The following is a 21,451-nucleotide window of genomic DNA, read 5'->3' on the forward strand; positions in this document are numbered from 1 at the left end:
CACGATATAAAGAAATGCTTATATCCTTGATCCAGCACCCGAAAGGCGTGCCTTGCACCCAATGCATGAGCGCTCTGCGCGAAGGACGTAAGGATGAAACGGACAATGCTTTGATTCAGGCACTTTTTGTGTTATACAAGCCTTTACAGTCGATTGCTTCCTGTATCATCCGCATCGTGCCTGGACATTGGCGCATTCTCGGGAACATAGGGGCGAGAATTTAAGGCATCCAGCTGACACGTCGGCGTGGGTGCGGCGGGTCAGGCTTTGGCCTTCGACTGACATGAGCGGACCGGTGGGCGTTCCGGCCAGACGGTCCAGTCACCAGCGCAGGTGCGTCATCGCTCCGGGCCTGTCCCGAAAAGGGCGTTCGCGCGCTAACGATCCGGCCCCAGGGCCGGGTCAGGAGTGGTCTATAGCATGTCGACAAAGAAGAGCGCGCAGGCCCGCCTTGGTTTCAAGACGGGCGAGCATATCGTGTACCCTTCGCACGGTGTCGGCCGTATCGTGGCCATTGAGGAGCAAGAAGTCGCGGGCTTCAAGCTTGAACTCTTCGTCATCTCCTTCGAAAAGGACAAGATGACGTTGCGCGTTCCTGTTCCCAAGGTCGCCGCCGTCGGCATGCGCAAGCTTTCGGACGCCCCCGTGGTGGCCAAGGCTCTGGACACGCTCAAGGGCCGCGCGCGCGTCAAGCGCACCATGTGGAGCCGCCGCGCGCAGGAATACGAAGCGAAGATCAATTCGGGCGACCTCATCGCCATCTCCGAAGTGGTGCGCGACCTCTACCGCTCCGACGCGCAGCCCGAGCAGTCCTATTCCGAGCGCCAGCTCTATGAGGCCGCCCTCGACCGCATGGCGCGCGAGCTCTCGGCCGTGGAGAATATCACCGAGACCGAATCGGTGAAGCTGATCGAGCAGAACCTCCAGAAGGGCCCGCGCCGCGGCGCGGCGAAGGCTGAGGAAGCCGACGCCGACGTCGATGCGGACCTGGAGCCGGAAGAGGCTGCAGCCTGATTGCTTCTTCTGATCGCGTTCAAGAAAAGGCCCGGCATTCGCCGGGCCTTTTTCTTTGACGTAACGAAAAGACGGAACCGGAGCGCAAAAATTCGCGTTGTCGAACGCTTGGGGGAACACGACGAAGAAGACGACTAGGAGGACATCGTGAGCAAAGATCCCCAGAAGAATCCTCAGCAAGGCGGCCAGGGCAAGCCCGGCCAGCAGCATGAGCAGCAGATGCCCGGACAGCAGCGCCCCGGACAGCAGGGTGGCCAGCAGCAGGGCGGCAAGCAGGACCAGCACCGCGGCACCGATCCGCAGCGCGATCAGCAGCAGAAAGATACGCAGCGCGGCGAGCGCTGAAGCTGCCTCTCCGTCATGCCCGGGCCTGACCCGGGCATCTCTTTGCCGCCCCGGCACCGTCCGTGGGCGCGCAGCCCGGAGATGGCCCGCCCAAGCGCGGCCATGGCGGCGCATCAGGAACCCCCGACGGCAACGCCGGGGGTTTTTTATGTTCAGAACCCGTCCGCGCCCCCATCCGCCCGCGGATCGTGCGCGCCTTCCACCTCGCCCTTGGGATGCAGCACCACCGCGCCGGCATGGCCCATGGTGTCGGAGAAGGGCTCCGGCAGCACCTCCACATCATGGCCGGCGCTCCGGAGCGCGGACACGAGGGAGTCATCGAAGCGCGATTCCAGCCGCAGATTGGTCTGCACCGAGCCCCAGGTGCGCCCCAAAAGCCAGCGAGGCGCGGAGATCGCGCTGCCCAGCGGCTCGCCGAACACCACATGGCGGGTGAACACCGCCGCCTGCGTCTGCGGCTGCCCCTCCCCGCCCATGGTGCCGTAGGCCATGACCCGGCCGTCATTGAGCTGCGCCAGGGCCGGATTGAGCGTGTGGAACGGCCGTCGGCCGGGACGCAGCGGGTTCGCCGCCTTCGGGTCCAGCGAGAAGCTGGCGCCGCGATTCTGCATCAGCACGCCCGTTCCCGGCAGCACGCAGCCGGAGCCGAATTCGAAGAAGATGGACTGGATGTATGACACCACCAGCCCCGACGCGTCCGCGGCGCCGAGCCAAATAGTGTCGCCCTTCTTTGCGACCTGCGGCCAGGGCAGCGCCCGGCGCATGTCGATCCTCGCCGCATCCGCATCGAGGGCGGCGGGGCTCAGGAAGGATGCGAGGTCGTGGCGCAGATGCTCGAAATCGCATACCACCTCGTCGCGCACCAGGAAGGCCCGCTTGGTGGCCTCCACCAGCCCGTGCACGTGTTCGAAGCCTTCCGCGCGCTTCACCCCGAGCCGCTCGAACAAAGCGAGGGTGAGGAGGGAGGCGAGCCCCTGCGTGGGCGGGGGCGCATTGAACACTTCTCCTTGAGCGAGCCGCACGGAGAGCGGCGCGCGGGTGATGGCGGAATAACGCGCGAGGTCAGCGCGCGTCACCGGGCTGCCGATCTTCTCGAGGTCCCCCGCCATCTCGCGGCCCACGTCGCCGCGGTAGAAATCGTCGAGGCCGGCGCGGGAAAGATGCTCCAGCGTGTCGGCAAGGCGCGGGTTCGCCAGCACCTGCCCCACTTCCGGCACCTTGCCGCCCGGCAGGAAGGTGGCGGCAAAGCCGGGCGAGGGCTCAAGCTCGGCGCGCTTTTCGCTCGTCAGGGCAACCTGCGAGCGCGTCACCGGCACGCCGGCGCGGGCATGGGCGATGGCGGGGCCGAGCAACTCGGCCAGCGGCATGCGCCCGCCGGCTGCCTGTGCGATGCCGTGGGCGAACTCCCATCCGCTCACGGCGCCGGGCACAGTGAGCGCCGCCAATGGCCCGCGGAACGGGATCGTTTCATGACCCTGGTCGCGATAGAAGGCGGCCGTCGCCTTCTCGCCGGCGAAGCCGCAGGCCTCGATATAGCGCACGCGGCCCGAGGGTTCGCGGATCAGCCAGAAGCCATCGCCGCCCAGATGGTTCATGTGGGGATAGACTACGGCGATGGCGGCGGCCGCCGCGAGCGCCGCTTCCACCGCATTACCGCCCTCGCTCAGGACCTGCCGCCCGGCCTCGACAGCAAGACTGTGCGGCGCCGCGACCATCGCGTGTCCGCATCTGACGCTTTCGTGCATGAAGGGCCTCCTGAGGGCGGGCACTTGACCGGGACGCGGGCGCGTCGCAGTGTCCCGGCCGATTTTCAACGGGTTTTCGCGCCAGCGGGTTGTTCCCGAAGGCGAGCGAAAGCGCAAGACAGGATGGCCTTCGGGCCGCCTCCGCCACTGAGCGCGGAGAAGAGAGGACGAGAATGGCAGCGACCAGCGCCCGGGGCGGCAATCTTCTGACCGTCATCAGCGCCACGGTGTTCGTCGGCGTGCAGACGCTGGTGACCGCCATTGCCGCGGGCTGGGCCGTGGCCGGCCTGTTCAATCTGGGCGAGGCCGGCGAATACGTGCTGATGGTGATCTTCGCCGTGCCCGCGCTCTACGCCACTTGGCGCTATGCCCGCTCCGCCGCCCGCACCGAGGCCGCCCTGACGCATTGAGCCCAAGCGGCGCCCTCCCTGAAGGCGCCGGAGCCCTCAAGCGTCATCCCCGGGCTTGGCCCGGGGATTTCGAGTGTCTTGGACATTGAGCTTATGACCCGGGCCACGCCCGGGCGCAGCGGACGAGTCCGCTCAGGCCGCCTGCTCCACCGCGCCCTCGGGCGCGAAGGTGAGGTGGCCGCCCTCAAGGCCGATCCGCACGAGCGAACCGTCCAGGATGTCCCCGGCGAGGATCTTCTCCGCCAGGGGGTCCTGCACCAGCTTCTGGATCGTCCGCTTCAGCGGCCGCGCGCCATAGGCCGGGTCGTAGCCCTTGTCTGCAAGGAAGGTCCGCGCCTCCGGGGTCAGATCGAGCACGATCTTGCGGTCCTCCAGCAGCTTGGCGAGACGCCCGAGCTGGATGTCCACGATGGCGCCCATCTGATCCCGCTTCAGGCGGTGGAACATGACGATCTCGTCGATGCGGTTGATGAACTCCGGGCGGAAGTGACGCCGCACGGCTCCCATCACCAGATCATAGGCCTCCTCGTCCGAGACCACCCTGTCCTGCTCGTGGCCGGGCAGGCCGAAGCCCACGGGCTGGCGGGGATCGGCCAGGAACTCGGCCCCGAGATTGGAGGTCATGACGATGAGCGTGTTGCGGAAGTCCACCGTCCGCCCCTGCCCGTCCGTCAGCCGCCCGTCATCGAGCACCTGGAGGAGGACGTTGAAGACGTCCGGGTGGGCTTTCTCCACCTCGTCGAACAGCACCACCTGATAGGGCCGGCGCCGCACGGCTTCGGTCAGCGAGCCACCCTCGTCATAACCGACATAGCCGGGAGGGGCGCCGATGAGCCGGCTCACGGAATGCTTCTCCATGAATTCCGACATGTCGATGCGCACCATGGCGGTGTCGTCGTCGAACAGGAAGCTCGCGAGCGCCTTGGTCAATTCGGTCTTGCCGACGCCGGTGGGGCCGAGGAACAGGAACGAGCCGATGGGCCGGTTCGGGTCCTGGAGGCCCGCCCGCGCACGCCGGACCGCGGTCGAGACGGCAGCCACCGCCTCACTCTGGCCCACAACGCGCTTCGCCAGCTCCAGCTCCATCTTGAGCAGCTTCTCGCGCTCGCCCTGGAGCATCTTGTCCACGGGCACGCCGGTCCAGCGGGAGACGACGCCTGCGATATGGTCGGGCGTCACCGCCTCTTCCACCATGCCGGAATTGCCGCCCGCGGCCTCCACCTCGGCGAGGCGCTTCTCCAGGTCCGGGATCACCGAATAGGTGAGCTCGCCGGCCTTCTGGTATTCGCCCTGCCGCTGCGCGGAGGCAAGGTCCGCCCGCGCCTGGTCGAGCTTGGCCTTCAGCGTGGTCGCCTCGCCCAACTTCTCCTTCTCGGACTTCCACTTGGAGGTGAGCACAGCCGCGCGCTCCTCCAGGTCCGCCAGTTCCTTGTCGAGGCGCGCGAGGCGGTCCTTGGAGGCCGTGTCGGTCTCCTTCTTCAGGGCCTCCTGCTCGATCCTCAGGCGCATGATGTCCCGGTCGAGGCTGTCCAGCTCCTCGGGCTTGCTATCCACCTGCATGCGCAGGCGCGAAGACGCCTCGTCCATCAGGTCGATGGCCTTGTCCGGCAGGAACCGGTCGGTGATGTAGCGGTTCGAGAGGGTCGCGGCGGCCACCAGCGCGCTGTCGGTGATGCGCACGCCGTGGTGCAGCTCGTACTTCTCCTTCAGGCCGCGCAGGATGGAGACGGTGTCTTCCACCGACGGCTCGTTGACGAAGACGGGCTGGAACCGGCGGGCGAGGGCCGCATCCTTCTCCACATGCTTGCGGTATTCATCGAGCGTGGTCGCGCCGACGCAGTGCAGCTCCCCGCGCGCCAAAGCCGGCTTCAGCAGGTTGGACGCATCCATGGCGCCGTCGGTCTTGCCGGCGCCGACGAGCGTATGCATCTCGTCGATGAACAGGATGATGCCACCCTCGGCCGAGGTGACCTCGGACAAGACGGACTTCAGCCGCTCCTCGAACTCGCCGCGATATTTCGCGCCGGCGATGAGCGAGCCCATGTCGAGGGCCAGAAGGCTCTTGTTCTTCAGGCTCTCCGGCACGTCGCCATCGACGATGCGGCGGGCGAGGCCCTCCACGATGGCGGTCTTGCCGACGCCGGGCTCGCCGATGAGCACGGGGTTGTTCTTGGTGCGGCGCGCCAGCACCTGGATGGTGCGGCGGATCTCCTCGTCGCGGCCGATGACCGGGTCGAGCTTGCCGTCCCGGGCGGCCTGGGTGAGGTCGCGAGCATATTTCTTCAGCGCGTCATAGGCGTTCTCGGCCGTCGCGCTGTCGGCGGTGCGGCCCTTGCGGAGCGCCTCGATGGCGGAATTGAGGTTCTGCGGCGTGACGCCGGCGCGCGCCAGGATCTTGCCCGCCTCATTGTCCTTCTCGATGGAGAGGGCAAGGAGCAGGCGCTCCACGGTCACATAGCCATCGCCCGCCTTCTTGGCAGCCTGCTCAGCAGCCTCGAACACACGGGCAAGCGCGGGGCTGAGATAGACTTGGCCGGAGCCGCCCTGCACCTTCGGCAGCTTGGCGATGGCGGCCTCCACATCCGCGCGGACCTGGGTGGGGTTGCCGCCGGCGCGCTGGATGAGGCCGGAGCACAGGCCCTCGGGGTCGTCCATCAGCACCTTCAGCATGTGCTCGGGCACGAACTGCTGGTGCCCCTCGCGCAAAGCGAGCGACTGGGCGGACTGGACGAAGCCGCGGGCGCGTTCCGTATAGATTTCGAAATTCATGTCTTTCCTCCTCGGCGTCCCCACGCCTCAGACGAGCACATGGGGAACGGTCGGATGCGGCGCCGTATCCCGGCCGCCGCCACGGGCGCACGACTGGCGCGACCCGCTGGGGGCTCATGTGGGTGTGGCCAGGCTGAAGCGGAAGGGGGACGTCACATCCGGGTGATGATTTTTACCGCAAACGCCTGGAGCACCTTGATGGGGATCAGTTTTCCGGCCCCGACGCCGCCTTTGTCCCCCTTGCCAGCCGTCATGCCCGGACTTGATCCGGGCATCCACGCCTCGCCCTTAAGCACCCACCCAGCGGAGCAGCGTGGATGGCCGGGGCAAGCCCGGGGATGACGGCCGATGGAGAAGACAACGACTTTGAGCAACGCCGCTCTCTCCTTTCCGCCTCATGCCCGGCTTGACCCCAGCGGCGCGGCAATGCCACCGATAGACATCATCTAAGGAGCCGCCATGCCTTCCGCGCGCCTCGTCACCATCCAGCGCTTCCCCGTAAAGGGCTTCTCCCCTGAGCCCATGGAGGCCGTGGAGCTGGAAGCGGACCGCTTCTTTCCCGCAGACCGGCTCTATGCGGTGGAGAACGGCCCGAGCGGCTTCGACCCGGCAGCGCCCGCCTATCTGAAGAAGACCGCCTTCCTGGTCCTCATGCGCAATGCCCGCATCGCCGCGCTGAAGACGCGATTCGACCATGAAAGCCGTGTCTTTTCCCTGACGCTCGACGGGAAGCCCGCCGTGCAGGGCGACCTCTCCACCACGGAGGGACGCACGCGCGTGGAGGACTTTCTCACCTCTTACATGGGCACGGAGGCGCAGGGTACGCTGCGCGTGCTGGAAGCGCCCGCGGGGCACCACTTCACGGATTCCCTCAAGTCCGGCTTCGTCTCCCTGCTCAACCTCGCCAGCGTGCGGGACCTGGAAGGGAAGATGGGCTTTGCGGTGGACCCGCTCCGCTTCCGCATGAACCTGCATCTGGACGGGTGGGAGCCCGGCTCCGAGCTGGATCTGGCCGGCCGCACGCTGGAGATCGGCGACGTCCGCCTGGAAGTGCTGAAGCGCACCGAGCGCTGCGCCGCCACCAGCGTGAACCCCGTGACGGCGGAGCGCGACCTTAATGTGGTGAAGGGGCTCCAGCAGAGCTACGGCCACGTGGATTGCGGGATCTATGCGAAGGTGGTCTCGGGCGGCCGCATTGCGCCGGGGGACGAGGTGCGTCTGGCGGCGTAAAAGCCCCAAGAGCAACCGTCATGCCCGGGCTTGTCCCGGGCATCCACGCCTCTCCTTTGAGCGCCCACCCGGCGGAGCCCCGTGGATCCCCGGATCAAGTCCTGCCATGAGGGTCCTTGGTAGCGTCGCCGCCGTAGAAGGTGCGACGCCCCGGCCCAAAACTTGCCGCCCCGCGCCCGCTCCTCTAAGAGGCGGCCAACGCAGGAAAGCATCACATCCCATGGCCACCGACAACAAACCCAAGGCACGGCTCCCGCGCGGTCTCGTGGACCGCCACGGCGGCGAGCTGACCGCCACCCGCGCCATGTTGGAGAAGATCCGCGCCGTCTATGAGCTCTACGGGTTCGAGGCGCTGGAGACCCCCGCCATCGAATATACCGATGCGCTCGGCAAGTTCCTCCCCGACCAGGACCGGCCGAACGAGGGCGTGTTCTCGTTCCAGGACGATGACGAGCAGTGGCTGTCCCTGCGCTACGACCTCACCGCGCCGCTCGCCCGCCACGTGGCCGAGCATTTCGACCAGCTGCCCAAGCCCTATCGCTCCTACCGCTCGGGTTATGTGTTCCGGAACGAGAAGCCCGGCCCCGGCCGCTTCCGCCAGTTCATGCAGTTCGACGCCGACACGGTGGGCGCGCCCTCGGTCGCGGCGGATGCCGAGATCTGCATGATGGCCGCCGATACGCTGGAAGCCGTGGGCATCCAGCGCGGCGATTATGTGATCAAGGTGAACAACCGCAAGGTTCTGGACGGCGTGCTGGAGGCCATCGGCCTCGGCGGCGAGGCCAATGCGGGCCGCCGCCTCACCGTGCTGCGCGCCATCGACAAGCTGGACAAGGTGGGCCTTGAAGGCGTGCGCGCCCTTCTTGGCAAGGGGCGCATGGACCCTTCCGGCGACTTCACCAAAGGGGCGGGGCTGGACGGCGCGGACATCGACAAGGTGATCGCCTTCGTCGGCGCGGGCGCGGGCCTTGCCGGCCTCGACAAGCTGCAATTGGTGGTGGGCGAGAGCGAGACCGGCCGCGCCGGGCTCGACGAACTGCGCCTCATCGGCCAGCTGGTGGCCGCCGCCGGCTATGATGACGGGCGCATCCTCATCGACCCCTCGGTCGTGCGCGGCCTCGAATATTATACCGGCCCGGTCTACGAGGCCGAGCTGACCTTCGAGGTGACCGACGAGGACGGGCGCCCGGTGCGCTTCGGCTCGGTGGCGGGCGGCGGGCGCTATGACGGGCTCGTGGCGCGCTTCCGCGGCGAGCCGGTGCCGGCCACCGGCTTCTCCATCGGCGTCTCGCGCCTGCTCCATGCCCTCGCCCATCTCGGCAAGATGGAGACGCAGGCCGAGCTCGGCCCCGTGGTGGTGCTCGCCATGGACAAGGAGCCGGAGCGTATCGCCGACTATATGAAGATGGTCTCCGACCTGCGCGCCAACGGCATCCGCGCGGAGATGTATCTCGGCGGCTCGGGCATGAAGGCGCAGATGAAGTACGCCGACAAGCGCGGCGCCCCGGCCGTGATCATCCAAGGCTCCAACGAGAAGGCCGCGGGCGAGGTGCAGGTGAAGGATCTGGTGGAGGGCGCGCGCATCGCCGCCGGCATCACCGACAATGCCGAATACCGCGCCGCCCGCCCCGCCCAGTTCGCGGTGAAGGAGGCGGAGCTTGTGGACGCCATACGCGGCGTTCTGGAGCGCCGCGCCGAACCGACCCTGGGACTGGCGGACTGACAGCGCCTCGCACGGCCCACGTCATCCCCGGGCTTGACCCGGGGATCCCCCTGGAGTCCTGGCGTACCCGGTCCTGCGAGAGATGGCCGGATCAGGTCCGGCCATGACGGAAAGGGCTGTTGCGGGCGCGCGGCGAGGAAGAGGTGTCACTCCGCCGCGACCCCCGCCACTTTCACCTTGGTCCTCTGGCCCAGCGCCACCACCACCATCACCGCGGCCATGAAGGCATAGGTCTCCGCGTCCGGCGGTTCGCCATTGATGGGCCAGGAGAGCACCACGATCAGGAAGGTCTGGAGCAGCTGCAGCTGCCCGATCCGGGAGATGCCGCCCAAAGCGAGGCCTGCATTCCAGAAGAAGAAAGCGACGAGCTGGCTGATGGCCGCCACATAGACCAGCGCCACCCACGGCGCCACCGGCACCGCGCCGAGGCCTGAGGGGGCAAGGAGGATCGTGGCGGGGATGGCGAGGGGAAGGCCGAGGGTGAGCGCCCAGCAGATCACCTCCCACCCCGCCACCTGCCGCGCGAGGCGCCCGCTCACCGCATAGCCCACGGAGCAGACCACGGCCGCAAGGCCCAGCATGGCATCGCCCCAGCCGAAATCCCCCGCCCCGCCATTCCTCAGCGCGAAGGCCACCACCAGGCCGCAGCCGAGGCAGGAGAGGGAGAAGAAGGCAAGGCTCGGCCGCTCTCCGGCCAAAAGCGTCGCGGCCAGGGTGGTGGCGAGCGGCATGATGCCCAGCACCACGCCCGCATGGGAGGACGGGACGGTGACGCTGCCATAGGCCATCAGCAGCGGAAAGCCGAACATGAGACAGGCGGCGACTATGAGGAAATCCCCGGTCGGTACCCCCCGGCGCCAGGGCGCCGGCGAGCGGCGCACCAGGAGGATCAGCGCCGCCAGCGACCCCGCGAGCGTCGCGCGGGCGAAGGTGAAGAAGGCGGGATCGAGCCAGTGGACGGCATATCGGGTGGCGGGAACCGTGGCGCCGAACAAGGTGACAGCCACAATGCCGAGCAGCAAACCGAGAGACACATTACGATTCATGAAACAAACTTTGCTGTGAAGCGGCCTGCTTAGGCCTCCTGCACGGACACGGGAAATAAAAGAAACTGATGCGCGTCATCACTTTGCGTTTCAGACCTTGACCTCTGCGATAACGATGTCGAACGTGTCGCGGCAAAATTGCCGTGGACGTTTGCGCTGCACAAGATAAACTAGAGGCTTCAGCAAAGGCACCGCGCCCTCCGGGGGGCCGCCGAGAGGCGGGACGGATCGCGCGCTGGCCGGAGGGGATTGAACGATGACGCAGCCGCAGCGGCCCGGCCACGAGGTCGACCCAAAGCTTCTCGAACTCCTGGTCTGCCCCCTCACCAAGGGGCCGCTGGTCTATGACAAGGCCCGCCAGGAGCTGGTCTCGCGCGGCGCCCGGCTTGCCTTCCCTATCCGCGACGGCATCCCCATCATGCTCGCAGACGAGGCCCGCCGCCTCGAAGACGCAGAGCTCAACAGCTAAGCGCGGATGACGACGCGTCGCGCGTTCCTCGCGGCGGGCGCCTGCGCGCTGCTGCTCACCGCCTCCAAGCGCCTCGGCGCCGCTCCCGCCTTCGAGGTGGTGGAGCAGCCCTGGCGCGCCGGCGGGCTCTCGGGCACGTTCTCCACCGCGCGCAACGGCCCCCCGGACGGGCCTGCCGTGCTGCTGATCGCCGGCTCCGGCCCCACGGACCGCGACGGAAACGGCCCCGCTATCGCCACAGACCTCTACCGCCAGCTCGCCTTCGGGCTCGCGGGCGCCGGCTACCGGGTGCTGCGCTACGACAAGCGCGGCGTCGGAGGCAGCAGCGCCTTGGTGCGGCGGGAGGAGGACCTGCGCTTCGACCAGTATGTGGACGACGCGCTCACCGCACTCGCCAGCCTCAAGGCGCGCGACGACGTGGACGAGGTGATCCTCGCCGGCCATAGTGAGGGAGCGAGCGTCGCTATCCGCGCCGCCGCCCGCACCCAGGTGAACGGGCTTGCCCTCCTGGCCGGCGCCGGCCGGCGGCTGGACCAGATCCTCGGCGACCAGTTCCGCGCCATGAACCTGCCCGACGCCATGCTGGCGAAGGCGCTCTCCATCCTCGCCACGGTTGCCGCCGGCGGGCAGGTGAGCGACGTGCCCAAGGCACTGCGCATGGCGTTCCGCCCCTCCGTGCAGCCTTTCCTCGCCTCCGAATGCGCGGTGGACCCGGCCCATGAACTGGCCCGCCTCACCACGCCGACGCTGCTTCTGCAGGGCACGCGCGACCTTCAGGTGGGCGCCGAGGACCTCGCCGCATTGAGGCGTGGCCGGCCGGACGCGGAGGTGGTGACCCTCACCGACGCCAACCACATGTTCAAGGCCGCCCCCGCCGAGCGGGCCGCCAACTTCGCCCTCTACCGCGACCGCCGCGCGCCCCTGCATCCGGGCGTTCTGCCAGCGCTGGTGAAGTTCATCGAGGCGCAGGCGTAACCGGTAGACTGCTTGCAAAAAATGCAAGCAGTCGCCATATTGCCAGCATGAACAGCAAGCACCGGAAGACCTTGCTCGCCGTCTTCAAGGAGCCTGTTTCGGGCCCCATCGAATGGGCGGCGATCGAGACCCTTCTGGTCGCTGCCGGAGGCCGCCTCATCGAAGGCAGCGGATCGCGTGTGAAAGTCGTGAAGGGCGATGCCGTCGCCAGCTTTCACCGGCCGCATCCCGAAAAAGAGGCGAAGCGGTATCAGGTGCGCGATGCGCGCAAGTTCCTGATCCAGATCGGAGTGGTTCCGTGAGCACCATGGCCTACGAGGGCTATCAGGCCCGCATCGAATATGACGATGAGGACGAAATCTTCGTCGGCCACATTGCCGGCATCGCCGACATCGTCGGCTTTCATGCCGAAAGCGTCTCTGAGTTGAAGAAAGCCTTCCACGAGGCGGTCGACGATTATGTCGAGACATGCGCGGCCATCGGAAAGGCGCCGCAGAAGCCCTTTTCCGGGAAGATGATGTTCCGGGTCGATCCGGAAGTTCATCGCCGCGCCGCCCTTGCCGCCGAACTCGCCGGCAAGAGCCTGAACCAATGGGCGGAGGAGGTTCTGGCCGAAGCGACCGAACGCCGCTCCTGACCCTTAAAGCACCTCGCCCCGCATCAGCTTCGGCACCGCGCCCGTCAGCCCGGCGGCATCCTTGATGAAGAGGCCCTTCAGGCGCGGCAGGCGGTCCACCAGGCCGAGGCCCACGTCGCGCATCAGGCGCAGGGCGTCGGAATGGTTGGAGAAAAGGCGGTTCAGCCCGTCGGTCGCAACCCCCATGGCCAGGGTGTCGAAACGGCGCCAGCGCTGATAGCGCTCCAGAACCTCGGGCCCGGCGAAATCGAGGCCCACCCGCGCCGCGTCGGTCACGGCCTCGGCGAGCGCCGCCACATCGCGCAGGCCCATATTCAGCCCCTGGCCGGCGATAGGGTGGATCACATGCGCCGCATCCCCCACGAGGGCGAAACGCTCGGCGATGAAGCTGCGCGCCATGGCGAAGCCGAGCGGATGCACCTGCGGCTTGGAGACCGGCTTCACCCAGCCCAGCGACAGGCCGAAGCGCTGCTCCAGTTCCTCCTGGAACAGCATGTCCGGCAGGGCGACGATGCGCGCCGCATCCTCCGCCTTCTCGGTCCAGACGATGGAGCAGCGATTGTCAGGCAAAGGCAGGGTGGCGAACGGGCCGGCGGGCAGGAAATGCTCCTCGGCGCGGCCCTCGTGGGGGCGCTCGTGCTCCACGGTGAAGGTGATGGCGGACTGGCCATAGGCCCACGAGACCGTGCGGATGCCGGCCATTTCCCTCAGGCGCGAGCGCGCCCCGTCGCAGGCAACCAGCAGGCTCGCCCGCAGGCTCTCGCCCGCGCCGAAGGAAACGTCCACGCCGCTGCGGCCCGTGGAGAAGCCATGCACCGGCGCCGCCAGCAGCGTCACGCCCGCCTGACGGGCGGTCTCGGTGAGGGCCGCCTGGAGCCGCGCGTTCGGCACCATATGGGCGAACGCCTCGCCCGGCTGCACCTCGCCGTCGAAGGTGAGGTAGACCGGCCGCGCCACGTCGCGGGTACGGCTGTCGGTCACCTCCATGGTCTTGATCGGCTCGGCATGGGCGCCGAGCCGATCCCACACGCCGAGCACGGTGAGGAGCCGCCGCGCGCCCGCGGCGATGGCGGAGGCGCGCACGTCGCCGGAGGCGTCGCGCGCAAGGCCGGGATCGAGCACGACGATGCGGGCGTCCGAGCCGAGCCCGTCCTTCAGGGCCAGAGCGAGGCTGAGCCCGGCAAGGCCCGCGCCGGCAATGGCCACGTCCGCGTGGCCCGGATTCGTCTGGCCCGGCTGCGTCTGCGAATTCACGTCCATGGACTCCTCCCGGCGCCACGCGGCGCCGCACGACCTTGACTGTGCATCACCCACATGGCTCCAGTCGCCTGGAGCGGGCCGGTCCCGCACCTGCTGGGACCTGCTTCATGAGCAATGACGTCGCGACCTTCCTGGACATCCTCGACCTGGAATCCCTGGAGATCAATTTGTTCCGGGGTCGCAGCGGTACGCCGGGCGGGGGCCGGGTGTTCGGCGGGCAGGTGATTGCCCAGGCGCTGGTGGCGGCGCAGCGCACCGTGCCGGACGACCGCATCGCCCATTCCCTGCACGGCTATTTTCTTCTCGGCGGCGATCCCTCCATCCCCATCGTCTATGACGTGGACCGCATCCGCGATGGCCGCAGCTTCACCACGCGGCGGGTGGTGGCGATCCAGCACGGCAAGGCGATCTTCTCCATGTCCGTGTCGTTCCAGGTGGAGGAAGGCGGCTTCGAGCACCAGGTGCCCATGCCCGACGTGCCCATGCCGGAGGACCTGCCTCCCGGCGAGGCATGGCGCGACGAGCTGCTGGCGCGCTATCCCCGCGCCGCCAAGCGCGACTGGATGGCGCTGCGCTTCCTGGAAGTGAAGCCCACGGCCATCTTTTCCCCCTATCTCGGCAAGAGCGGGCCGGAAGCGCGCCCCAGCGTGTGGGTGCGGGCGCGCTCCCCGCTTCCCGACAGCCTGTCCATTCATCAGGCGATCCTCGCCTACGCCTCCGACCTCGCCTTGCTCCAGTCGGCGCTGCTGCCCCACGGCAAGAGCGTGTTCGACCCGGACGTGCAGACGGCGAGCCTCGACCACGCCATGTGGTTCCACCGGCGCCCCAAGGCGGATGAATGGGTGCTTTACGTGCAGGACAGCCCCGTCGCCCACGGCTCGCGCGGTTTCTGCCGGGGCGAGATGTTCACCCGCGACGGCGTCCTCGTGGCCTCGGCCACGCAAGAGGGCCTGATGCGCCCCGTTACCCCCGCCTGACCACCTCGAAGGCATACGGCTAAATTTTAGGCAAAAATTTAGGCAAGGTTGCGACGCTGCCGTGACGGCAGTGGGCATGGCGAGAAAATAAGCAGGCAATCCGGGGGGATTCCCCCGTCTGGCACGGTCCTTGATTCCCTCTGTCGCAGGCTTGTCTGCCGCGGCGTGGATTTCCCCGTCCCGCTCGGCGCAGCCGAGGCAAACGCCCATGAGCCTTTCCGGCCGCAATGGGCAATCACGGGGACAGGGACCGATCCATGAAGATCGTCATGGCCATTATCAAGCCGTTCAAGCTGGAGGAGGTGCGCGACGCCCTCACCGGCATCGGGGTTCACGGCCTCACCGTGACCGAGGTGAAGGGTTACGGGCGGCAGAAAGGCCACACCGAAATCTATCGCGGCGCCGAATATGCCGTGAGCTTCCTGCCGAAGCTCAAGATCGAGGTGGCCGTGCCCACCGACCAGGTCGCCAAGGTCGTGGAAGCGATCACCGGCGCCGCCAAGACCGGCCAGATCGGCGACGGGAAGATCTTCGTCTTCCAGATCGACCACGCGGTGCGCATCCGCACCGGCGAAACCGACGCCGACGCGCTTTGAGCCTTTCTCATTTGACGGAGCCTTCTTCCATGACGTTCAAGACCTGGTCCCGCGTGGGACTGCCGACCCTCCTGACGGCGGCGGCCATCGCCCTGCCGGTGCTGGCGCAGACCGCGGCGCCCGCTCCCGACGCCGCGGCTGCCGTAGCCGCCGCCCCGGTGATCAACAAGGGCGACACCACCTGGATGCTGACCTCGGCCATCCTGGTGCTCGCCATGTCCGTGCCGGGCTTGGCCCTGTTCTATGGCGGCCTCGTGCGCGGCAAGAACATGCTCTCGGTGCTGATGCAGGTGTTCTACACCGTCTGCATCGTCGGCATCATCTGGGTGCTCTACGGCTACTCGCTGGCCTTCACCGGCGGCTCGGACTTCGTCGGCGGCTTCGCCAAGGCCTTCATGAAGGGCATCACCGTTGAATCGGCCGGCGGCACCTTCTCGGTGGGCGTCGCCATTCCGGAACTGGTCTTCGTGGCCTTCCAGATGACCTTCGCCATGATCACGCCCGCGCTCATCTTCGGCGCGTTCGCGGAACGGGTGAAGTTCTCCGCCATCGTGCTGTTCGTCCCCCTCTGGGTGACGTTCATCTACTTCCCCATGGCCCACATGGTCTGGTACTGGGCCGGCCCGGACGCGGTGGACGCTGCCGCCAAGGCGCTCGCCGCCGCCGCTGACGGCGCCGCCAAGACCGCCGCCCAGGAAGCCCTCGACGCGGTCCTCGCGGATGCCGGCTACATCTACAAGCTCGGCGCCATCGACTTCGCCGGCGGCACGGTCGTGCACATCAATGCCGGTATCGCCGCTCTCGTGGGCTGCCTCATCATCGGCAAGCGCACCGGCTACGGCAAGGAAGCCTTCTCGCCCCACTCCCTGACGCTCACGCTGGTCGGCGCCGGGCTCCTGTGGGTCGGCTGGTTCGGCTTCAATGCCGGCTCGAACCTCGAAGCCAACGGCCTCACCGCGCTCGCCATGATGAACACCTTCATCGCCACCTGCGCGGCGGCCCTGTCCTGGATGATCATCGAGTGGCTCGCCAAGGGTAAGCCTTCCATGCTCGGCGTCGTCTCCGGCGCGGTGGCCGGCCTCGTGGCCGTGACCCCCATGGCGGGCTTCTCCGGCATCATGGGTGCGCTCATCTCGGGCCTGCTCGTCGGCGTCATCTGCTTCTTCTTCTGCACCACGGTGAAGAACGCATTCGGCTATGACGACTCGCTCGATGTGTTCGGCGTGCACGGCGTCGGCGGCATCTTCGGCGCCATCGCCACCGGCATCGTCGTGAGCCCCGCCCTCGGCGGCACGGGCATCTACGACTACACCACCGGCGCTGTGGCCGAGTACAACATGGCCACCCAGGTCATCGCCCAGCTCAAGGCGGTCGGCGTCACCCTCGTGTGGTCGGGCGTCGGCTCCGCCATCCTCTACTTCATCGTGAACGCGGTCGTCGGACTGCGCGCCTCGGTGGAGAAGGAGCGCGAGGGTCTCGACATCACGGAGCACGGCGAGCGCGCCTACCACTCCTGATCTCGGGTTCCCGGAGCGGCAGTCCAGGCCTGCCGCTCCGGTCTTCTTTGAGGACCGGCGGACCCAAGGCCCGCCTTAAAAAATAACAGAGGGGAAGACGGAGCCTCGGCGGCAACGCCGGGGCTTCGTCCGTTCTGGGGACAGAGCTGCGCTCCCCCACACGTCATGCCCGGACTTGATCCGGGCATCTCCCGTCATCCTAGGCGCCAATTCCTGAGGAAGATCCTCGGGTCAAGCCCGAGGATGACGGAACGTCCTGGGATGCAAGCCGCCCGAACCGAAACGATCAGCTCAGCTCGCGGCGGACGATGGCGGCGCCTTCGGCGAGAGACTTCAGCTTTCCGAAGGCGGTCTCGCGCGGCATGTATTTCATGCCGCAATCGGGCGCCGGGATGAGCCGGTCCGGGGTGATGAACTCAAGCGCCGTGCGGATGCGGCCGGCGACGGTCTCCGGCGTCTCGATGCCGGCATCGCCGAGGTCGATGACGCCGAGGATCATGGTCTTCGGCGCCAGCTCGCGCAGCACGCCAAGGTCAATCTTCGGCTGGGCGGCCTCGATGGAGATCTGCTGCGCCGTGGTGTCCGCGAGCTGCGGCAGGAAGGAATAGCCCGACGGCTTGCCCTTCACGAGATGGGCGTAGCCGAAGCACAGATGAAGCGCGGTGGTGGCGGTGATGCCTTCCAGCGCGCGGTTCAACACCTTCACCGCGCAGCGCTCGGCCAGCTCCACATTGTGCCGCAGCCAGGGCTCGTCGAGCTGGATCACGTCGGCGCCGGCCGCAGCCAGATCCTTCGCCTCGGCGTTCACCGCCGCCGCGAGGTCCATCAGCAATTCTTCGATGTCGTCATAGTGCTCGTTATGGGCCTGCTGGGCCATCGTGAAGGGGCCGGGCAGGGTGATCTTGGTCTTGCGGTCGGTGTTCTTGCGCAGGAATTCGAGGTCGCGCACCTCCACCGGCCCGATGCGGCGGATCTTGCCCACCACGCGCGGCAGGTAGCTGACCAGCCCGTTCTTCTGGATGTGCTCGTGCGGATTGTCGATATCGACGCCGTCCAGCACGGTCGCGAAGCGGTTCGAATAGCTCTCCCGGCGGATCTCGCCGTCGGAGATGATGTCGATGCCGGCCCGCTCCATGTCCCGGATGGCGAGAATGGTGGCGTCGTCCTGCGCCGCCTCCAGGAACGGCTCGGACACGCGCCACATGTCCCGCATCCGCACCCGCGGCACGGAATGGGACTTCAGCACGTCGCGGTCGACGAGCCAGTCGGGCTGGGGATAGCTGCCGACGACGGTGGTCTGCAGGATGTCAGTCATGGTGAACCCCTTTGGAATTCGATGAGGCGGACGCACCGCGGCCTCCATGCGGCCGGGACCGCCCGCGGCCTGGAACCAACCGGCATTCAAGGCGCGGGGCCATGCAGCAAGGCTCTGTCATGCCCGGGCCTGTCCCGGCCATGACGGTGGGACAGGTGAAGAACGCGCTCATGTGCGAATGTCGATCGGCCCTGGAGGTCGCCGTCTTCATACGCGATGACGCAGCTTCCGGGTATATGGTTTGCACCGGCGCGTCGCGCCACGGCTTTTCCCCGCCTCCGCCGCCTGCTAGAAGCCCGCCATGGCATTCCTGATCTTCACGACGCACGACAGGTTGCGAATTACGAGCCCGGCGCCCCGCCGGCGCGCCTGAGCGCGCGGGGTTCGCCGGGTATTGCGCAACCGCAACGAAGATCCCTTATCGAGCCCCTGACCCATGACCGACAAGACGCCGACCCAGAAGACGCCGCAAAAGACGTCGCCCGACGCCGTGGATTATTCCGCCACCCTGTTCCTGCCGCAGACCGCTTTCCCCATGCGGGGCGGCCTGCCGCAGAAGGAGCCGGAGTTGCTGGAGCGCTGGGCGCGCATCGGCCTGCGCGAGCGCCTGCGCGAGGACGGGCGCGGCCGCGCCCGCTTCGTGCTGCATGACGGCCCGCCTTATGCCAACGGCAACATCCATATCGGCCATGCGCTGAACAAGATCCTGAAGGACGTGGTGACGCGTTCTCAGCAGATGCTGGGCTTCGATTCAAACTATGTCCCCGGCTGGGACTGCCACGGCCTGCCCATCGAGTGGAAGATCGAGGAGGAGAATTACCGCAAGAAGGGCAAGTCCAAGCCCGACCTTGCGGATTCAGCCGCCATGATCGCCTTCCGCCAGGAATGTCGCGCTTATGCCGAGCACTGGCTGAACGAGCAGCGCACCGAGTTCAAGCGCCTCGGCGTCGAGGGCGACTGGGATCATCCCTATACCACCATGAGCTATCTCGGCGAGGCGCAGATCGCCCGCGAGATCATCAAGTTCGCCGAAAACGGCCTGCTCTATCGCGGGTCGAAGCCGGTCATGTGGTCGGTGGTGGAGAAGACCGCGCTGGCCGAGGCGGAGGTGGAGTATCACGACCATACCTCCGACATGGTGTGGGTGAAGTTTCCGGTCCAGAACGGCGATGCTGGCCTCGACGACGCAAGCGTGGTCATCTGGACCACTACGCCCTGGACGCTCCCCGGCAACCGGGCCATCTCCTTCTCGAGCAAGATCTCCTACGGCCTCTACGAGATCACGGACGCCCCGGCAGACAATTGGGCCAAGGCCGGCGACACGCTGATCCTGGCCGACAAGCTGACGGAAGAGGTGTTCAAGACCGCCCGCGTCACAGCCTATGAGCGGCGCGGGGACGTGCCGGCCTCCGTGCTGGCGGGTCTCGTCTGCGCCCATCCCCTCGCCGCGCTCGGCTACGACTTCAAGGTCCCGCTGCTGGATGGCGACCACGTCACCGACGATGCCGGCACGGGCTTTGTCCACACCGCGCCGAGCCACGGCCGCGAGGATTTCGAGATCTGGACGTCGCATCGCCGCTGGCTGGAGGAGCGCGGCATCAGCCCCGCCATCCCCTATCCGGTGGACGAGGACAGCGTCTACACGGCCCAGGCCCCCGGCTTCGCTGGCAAGCGCGTCATCACCGAGAAGGGTGAGAAGGGCGATGCCAACGAGGCCGTGATCAAGGCGCTCGTGGAAGCGGAAAACCTCCTCGCGCGCGGCCGGCTGAAGCACCAGTATCCCCATTCCTGGCGCTCCAAGAAGCCGGTCATCTTCCGCAACACGCCCCAATGGTTCATCGCCATGGACCAGGATATTGACGGGCAGGGCGACACCCTGCGCGCGCGGGCGCTCGCCGGCATCAAGACCGTGGAATGGGTGCCGGCGGCGGGCGAGAACCGCATCACCGGCATGATTGAGAGCCGCCCGGACTGGGTGGTCTCGCGCCAGCGCGCCTGGGGCGTGCCCATCGCCGTCTTCGTGAAGGAGAAGGGCGACGGCGAGGTGGAAATCCTGAAGGATGCGGCGGTGAACGCCCGCATCGCCGAGGCTTTCGAGCTTGAGGGTGCAGACGCCTGGTACAAGCTCGGCGCCCGCGAGCGCTTCCTGGGTGACCGGGCCGCCGAAGGCTGGGTGAAAGTCGATGACATCCTCGATGTCTGGTTCGATTCCGGCTCCACCCACGCCTTCACCCTCGAAGTGCGCCCGGACCTGAAGGCGAACCGCCCGCCCGCCGGCCCCGACCGGGTGATGTATCTGGAAGGCTCCGACCAGCATCGCGGCTGGTTCCACTCCTCGCTGCTGGAGAGCTGCGGCACGCGCGGGCGCCCGCCTTATGACGCGGTGCTGACCCACGGCTTCGTCCTCGATGAGGACGGGCGGAAGATGTCCAAGTCCCTGGGCAATGTGGTCTCGCCGCAGGAGGTCATCAAATCCTCCGGCGCCGACATATTGCGCCTGTGGGTCTGCGCCTCCGACTATGCGGACGATCTGCGCATCGGCCCGGAAATCCTGAAGACCACCGCCGATACCTATCGCAAGCTGCGCAACACCATCCGCTGGATGCTCGGCAACCTCGCCCATTTCGAGGACGCCCAGCGCGTACCGGTCTCCGAGATGCCGGAGCTGGAGCGGCTCATGCTGCACCGCCTCGCCGAGCTCGACGGGGTGGTGCGCCAAGCCTATGCGGATTTCGACTACAAGCGCATCTTCGCCGCGCTGGCGCAGTTCATGACGGTGGATCTCTCCGCCTTCTATTTCGACATCCGCAAGGACGCGCTCTATTGCGATCCGGCCTCCTCGCCGACGCGCAAGGCGTGCCTCACCGCGCTGGACTATCTGTTCCGCTGCACGGTGTCCTGGCTCGCGCCCATCCTCTGCTTCACCAGCGAGGAAGCGTGGCTGGCGCGCTATCCGGACGCCACCTCCGTACATCTCGAAACCTTCCCCCACGTGCTGCCGGCATGGCGCGACCCCGCGCTGGCGGAGAAGTGGCGCAAGGTGCGCGACGTGCGCCGCGTCATCACCGGCGCCCTCGAAGTGGAGCGCGCAGCCAAGCGCATCGGCTCCTCGCTGGAGGCGGCGCCGGTGGTCCATGTGACCAATCCGGACCTGCTGACCGCCCTTGAGGGCATCGATCTTGCGGAAGCCTGCATCACCAGCGGCGCGACCCTCATTCCCGGCGAAGGCCCGGCGGACGCGTTCCGCCTGGACGAGGTGCCCGGCGTCGCCGTGGTGCCGGCGCTGGCGGAAGGGCGCAAATGCGCCCGCTCCTGGAAGGTGAGCTTGGACGTCGGCAGCGACCCCGAGTATCCCGACGTGACCCCCCGCGACGCGCAGGCCCTGCGCGAGCGCGCCGCCGCCCGCGCCGCAGCGGAGTGAGG

General features: G+C 67.5%; 18 protein-coding genes. 13 read left to right on the forward strand and 5 right to left on the reverse strand.

Going from position 1 to position 21,451, the window contains the following annotated elements:
* Positions 1-420: 420 nt before the first annotated feature.
* Both ABLE91_RS07760 and ABLE91_RS07765 read left to right on the forward strand, forming a co-directional pair.
* Positions 421-1,014 carry a CarD family transcriptional regulator gene (locus tag ABLE91_RS07760; protein WP_348930094.1) on the forward strand — a complete coding sequence of 198 codons (594 nt, stop codon included), beginning with the start codon at positions 421-423 and terminating at the stop codon, positions 1,012-1,014.
* A 147-nt stretch (positions 1,015-1,161) separates the two neighbouring features.
* On the forward strand, positions 1,162-1,359 hold the full coding sequence (locus tag ABLE91_RS07765) for a hypothetical protein (RefSeq protein ID WP_348930096.1): 198 nt from the start codon (positions 1,162-1,164) through the stop codon (positions 1,357-1,359).
* A gap of 152 nt (positions 1,360-1,511) precedes the next feature.
* Here ABLE91_RS07765 and ABLE91_RS07770 read toward each other — a convergent pair whose 3' ends face one another.
* Positions 1,512-3,104, reverse strand: coding sequence for a gamma-glutamyltransferase family protein (locus ABLE91_RS07770; RefSeq protein WP_348930098.1), 1,593 nt, complete (start codon positions 3,102-3,104; stop codon positions 1,512-1,514).
* Between the two features lie 173 nt (positions 3,105-3,277).
* Here ABLE91_RS07770 and ABLE91_RS07775 point away from each other — a divergent pair, with 173 nt between their 5' ends.
* Positions 3,278-3,514, forward strand: a complete 237-nt coding sequence (locus tag ABLE91_RS07775; protein WP_348930100.1) for a hypothetical protein — start codon at positions 3,278-3,280, stop codon at positions 3,512-3,514.
* A gap of 132 nt (positions 3,515-3,646) precedes the next feature.
* On the opposite strand, the gene clpB is transcribed toward ABLE91_RS07775, so the two are convergent.
* Positions 3,647-6,283 (reverse strand): ATP-dependent chaperone ClpB, encoded by a 2,637-nt coding sequence (gene clpB, locus ABLE91_RS07780; protein ID WP_348930101.1) that lies wholly within the window; start codon positions 6,281-6,283, stop codon positions 3,647-3,649.
* A 459-nt stretch (positions 6,284-6,742) separates the two neighbouring features.
* Between clpB and ABLE91_RS07785 the strand changes: the two genes are divergently transcribed.
* Both ABLE91_RS07785 and hisS read left to right on the forward strand, forming a co-directional pair.
* Positions 6,743-7,513 (forward strand): MOSC domain-containing protein, encoded by a 771-nt coding sequence (locus tag ABLE91_RS07785; protein WP_348930103.1) that lies wholly within the window; start codon positions 6,743-6,745, stop codon positions 7,511-7,513.
* 220 nt (positions 7,514-7,733) lie between these two features.
* Positions 7,734-9,236, forward strand: a complete 1,503-nt coding sequence (gene hisS / locus ABLE91_RS07790; protein ID WP_348930105.1) for a histidine--tRNA ligase — start codon at positions 7,734-7,736, stop codon at positions 9,234-9,236.
* Between the two features lie 146 nt (positions 9,237-9,382).
* Here the strand turns inward: hisS and ABLE91_RS07795 are convergent, their stop codons facing one another.
* Positions 9,383-10,282 (reverse strand): DMT family transporter, encoded by a 900-nt coding sequence (locus tag ABLE91_RS07795; protein WP_348930107.1) that lies wholly within the window; start codon positions 10,280-10,282, stop codon positions 9,383-9,385.
* 256 nt (positions 10,283-10,538) lie between these two features.
* Between ABLE91_RS07795 and ABLE91_RS07800 the strand changes: the two genes are divergently transcribed.
* Genes ABLE91_RS07800 through ABLE91_RS07815 form a run of 4 tightly spaced genes read left to right on the forward strand, consistent with a single transcriptional unit; the run spans position 10,539 to position 12,363 of the window.
* A complete protein-coding gene (locus tag ABLE91_RS07800) occupies positions 10,539-10,751 on the forward strand; it encodes a Trm112 family protein (RefSeq protein ID WP_348930108.1) in 213 nt (70 codons plus the stop codon).
* A 6-nt stretch (positions 10,752-10,757) separates the two neighbouring features.
* The gene (locus tag ABLE91_RS07805) at positions 10,758-11,726 is read left to right on the forward strand and encodes an alpha/beta hydrolase (RefSeq protein ID WP_348930110.1); all 969 of its coding nucleotides are present in this window, start codon (positions 10,758-10,760) and stop codon (positions 11,724-11,726) included.
* A 47-nt stretch (positions 11,727-11,773) separates the two neighbouring features.
* Positions 11,774-12,028, forward strand: a complete 255-nt coding sequence (locus ABLE91_RS07810; RefSeq protein WP_348930112.1) for a type II toxin-antitoxin system HicA family toxin — start codon at positions 11,774-11,776, stop codon at positions 12,026-12,028.
* Complete coding sequence (locus tag ABLE91_RS07815) at positions 12,025-12,363, forward strand: type II toxin-antitoxin system HicB family antitoxin (RefSeq protein ID WP_348930113.1); 339 nt, start codon at positions 12,025-12,027, stop codon at positions 12,361-12,363. Before ABLE91_RS07810 ends, ABLE91_RS07815 begins: the two co-directional genes overlap by 4 nt.
* A 3-nt stretch (positions 12,364-12,366) precedes the next feature.
* Here the strand turns inward: ABLE91_RS07815 and ABLE91_RS07820 are convergent, their stop codons facing one another.
* Positions 12,367-13,623, reverse strand: coding sequence for a ubiquinone biosynthesis hydroxylase (locus tag ABLE91_RS07820; protein WP_348930115.1), 1,257 nt, complete (start codon positions 13,621-13,623; stop codon positions 12,367-12,369).
* A gap of 107 nt (positions 13,624-13,730) precedes the next feature.
* Here ABLE91_RS07820 and tesB point away from each other — a divergent pair, with 107 nt between their 5' ends.
* The 3 genes from tesB to ABLE91_RS07835 all read left to right on the forward strand — a co-directional run bounded on the left by tesB (position 13,731) and on the right by ABLE91_RS07835 (position 16,713).
* Positions 13,731-14,600: an acyl-CoA thioesterase II gene (tesB, locus tag ABLE91_RS07825; protein WP_348930117.1), complete on the forward strand. Its 870-nt coding sequence runs from the start codon at positions 13,731-13,733 to the stop codon at positions 14,598-14,600.
* Positions 14,601-14,857: 257 nt separating this feature from the next.
* Positions 14,858-15,196: a P-II family nitrogen regulator gene (locus ABLE91_RS07830; RefSeq protein ID WP_348930119.1), complete on the forward strand. Its 339-nt coding sequence runs from the start codon at positions 14,858-14,860 to the stop codon at positions 15,194-15,196.
* 29 nt (positions 15,197-15,225) lie between these two features.
* On the forward strand, positions 15,226-16,713 hold the full coding sequence (locus ABLE91_RS07835; protein WP_348930121.1) for an ammonium transporter: 1,488 nt from the start codon (positions 15,226-15,228) through the stop codon (positions 16,711-16,713).
* A 286-nt stretch (positions 16,714-16,999) separates the two neighbouring features.
* Here the strand turns inward: ABLE91_RS07835 and ABLE91_RS07840 are convergent, their stop codons facing one another.
* A complete protein-coding gene (locus tag ABLE91_RS07840) occupies positions 17,000-18,028 on the reverse strand; it encodes a uroporphyrinogen decarboxylase family protein (RefSeq protein WP_348930122.1) in 1,029 nt (342 codons plus the stop codon).
* 436 nt (positions 18,029-18,464) lie between these two features.
* On the opposite strand from ABLE91_RS07840, the gene ileS reads away from it, so the two are divergent.
* Positions 18,465-21,449: an isoleucine--tRNA ligase gene (ileS, locus tag ABLE91_RS07845; RefSeq protein ID WP_348930124.1), complete on the forward strand. Its 2,985-nt coding sequence runs from the start codon at positions 18,465-18,467 to the stop codon at positions 21,447-21,449.
* The last annotated feature ends 2 nt before the right edge of the window (positions 21,450-21,451 follow it).

Origin of the sequence: Aquabacter albus, assembly GCF_040049275.1 — a bacterium.
Taxonomy (GTDB): Bacteria; Pseudomonadota; Alphaproteobacteria; order Rhizobiales; family Xanthobacteraceae; genus Aquabacter.

Coding starts and splice junctions, on each gene's coding strand:
- ABLE91_RS07760 (WP_348930094.1), top strand. CDS start 421: ATGTCGACAAAGAAGAGCGCGCAGGCCCGCCTTGGTTTCAAGACGGGC.
- ABLE91_RS07770 (WP_348930098.1), bottom strand. CDS start 3,104: ATGCACGAAAGCGTCAGATGCGGACACGCGATGGTCGCGGCGCCGCAC.
- ABLE91_RS07775 (WP_348930100.1), top strand. CDS start 3,278: ATGGCAGCGACCAGCGCCCGGGGCGGCAATCTTCTGACCGTCATCAGC.
- clpB (WP_348930101.1), bottom strand. CDS start 6,283: ATGAATTTCGAAATCTATACGGAACGCGCCCGCGGCTTCGTCCAGTCC.
- ABLE91_RS07785 (WP_348930103.1), top strand. CDS start 6,743: ATGCCTTCCGCGCGCCTCGTCACCATCCAGCGCTTCCCCGTAAAGGGC.
- hisS (WP_348930105.1), top strand. CDS start 7,734: ATGGCCACCGACAACAAACCCAAGGCACGGCTCCCGCGCGGTCTCGTG.
- ABLE91_RS07795 (WP_348930107.1), bottom strand. CDS start 10,282: ATGAATCGTAATGTGTCTCTCGGTTTGCTGCTCGGCATTGTGGCTGTC.
- ABLE91_RS07800 (WP_348930108.1), top strand. CDS start 10,539: ATGACGCAGCCGCAGCGGCCCGGCCACGAGGTCGACCCAAAGCTTCTC.
- ABLE91_RS07805 (WP_348930110.1), top strand. CDS start 10,758: ATGACGACGCGTCGCGCGTTCCTCGCGGCGGGCGCCTGCGCGCTGCTG.
- ABLE91_RS07810 (WP_348930112.1), top strand. CDS start 11,774: ATGAACAGCAAGCACCGGAAGACCTTGCTCGCCGTCTTCAAGGAGCCT.
- ABLE91_RS07820 (WP_348930115.1), bottom strand. CDS start 13,623: ATGGACGTGAATTCGCAGACGCAGCCGGGCCAGACGAATCCGGGCCAC.
- tesB (WP_348930117.1), top strand. CDS start 13,731: ATGAGCAATGACGTCGCGACCTTCCTGGACATCCTCGACCTGGAATCC.
- ABLE91_RS07830 (WP_348930119.1), top strand. CDS start 14,858: ATGAAGATCGTCATGGCCATTATCAAGCCGTTCAAGCTGGAGGAGGTG.
- ABLE91_RS07835 (WP_348930121.1), top strand. CDS start 15,226: ATGACGTTCAAGACCTGGTCCCGCGTGGGACTGCCGACCCTCCTGACG.
- ABLE91_RS07840 (WP_348930122.1), bottom strand. CDS start 18,028: ATGACTGACATCCTGCAGACCACCGTCGTCGGCAGCTATCCCCAGCCC.
- ileS (WP_348930124.1), top strand. CDS start 18,465: ATGACCGACAAGACGCCGACCCAGAAGACGCCGCAAAAGACGTCGCCC.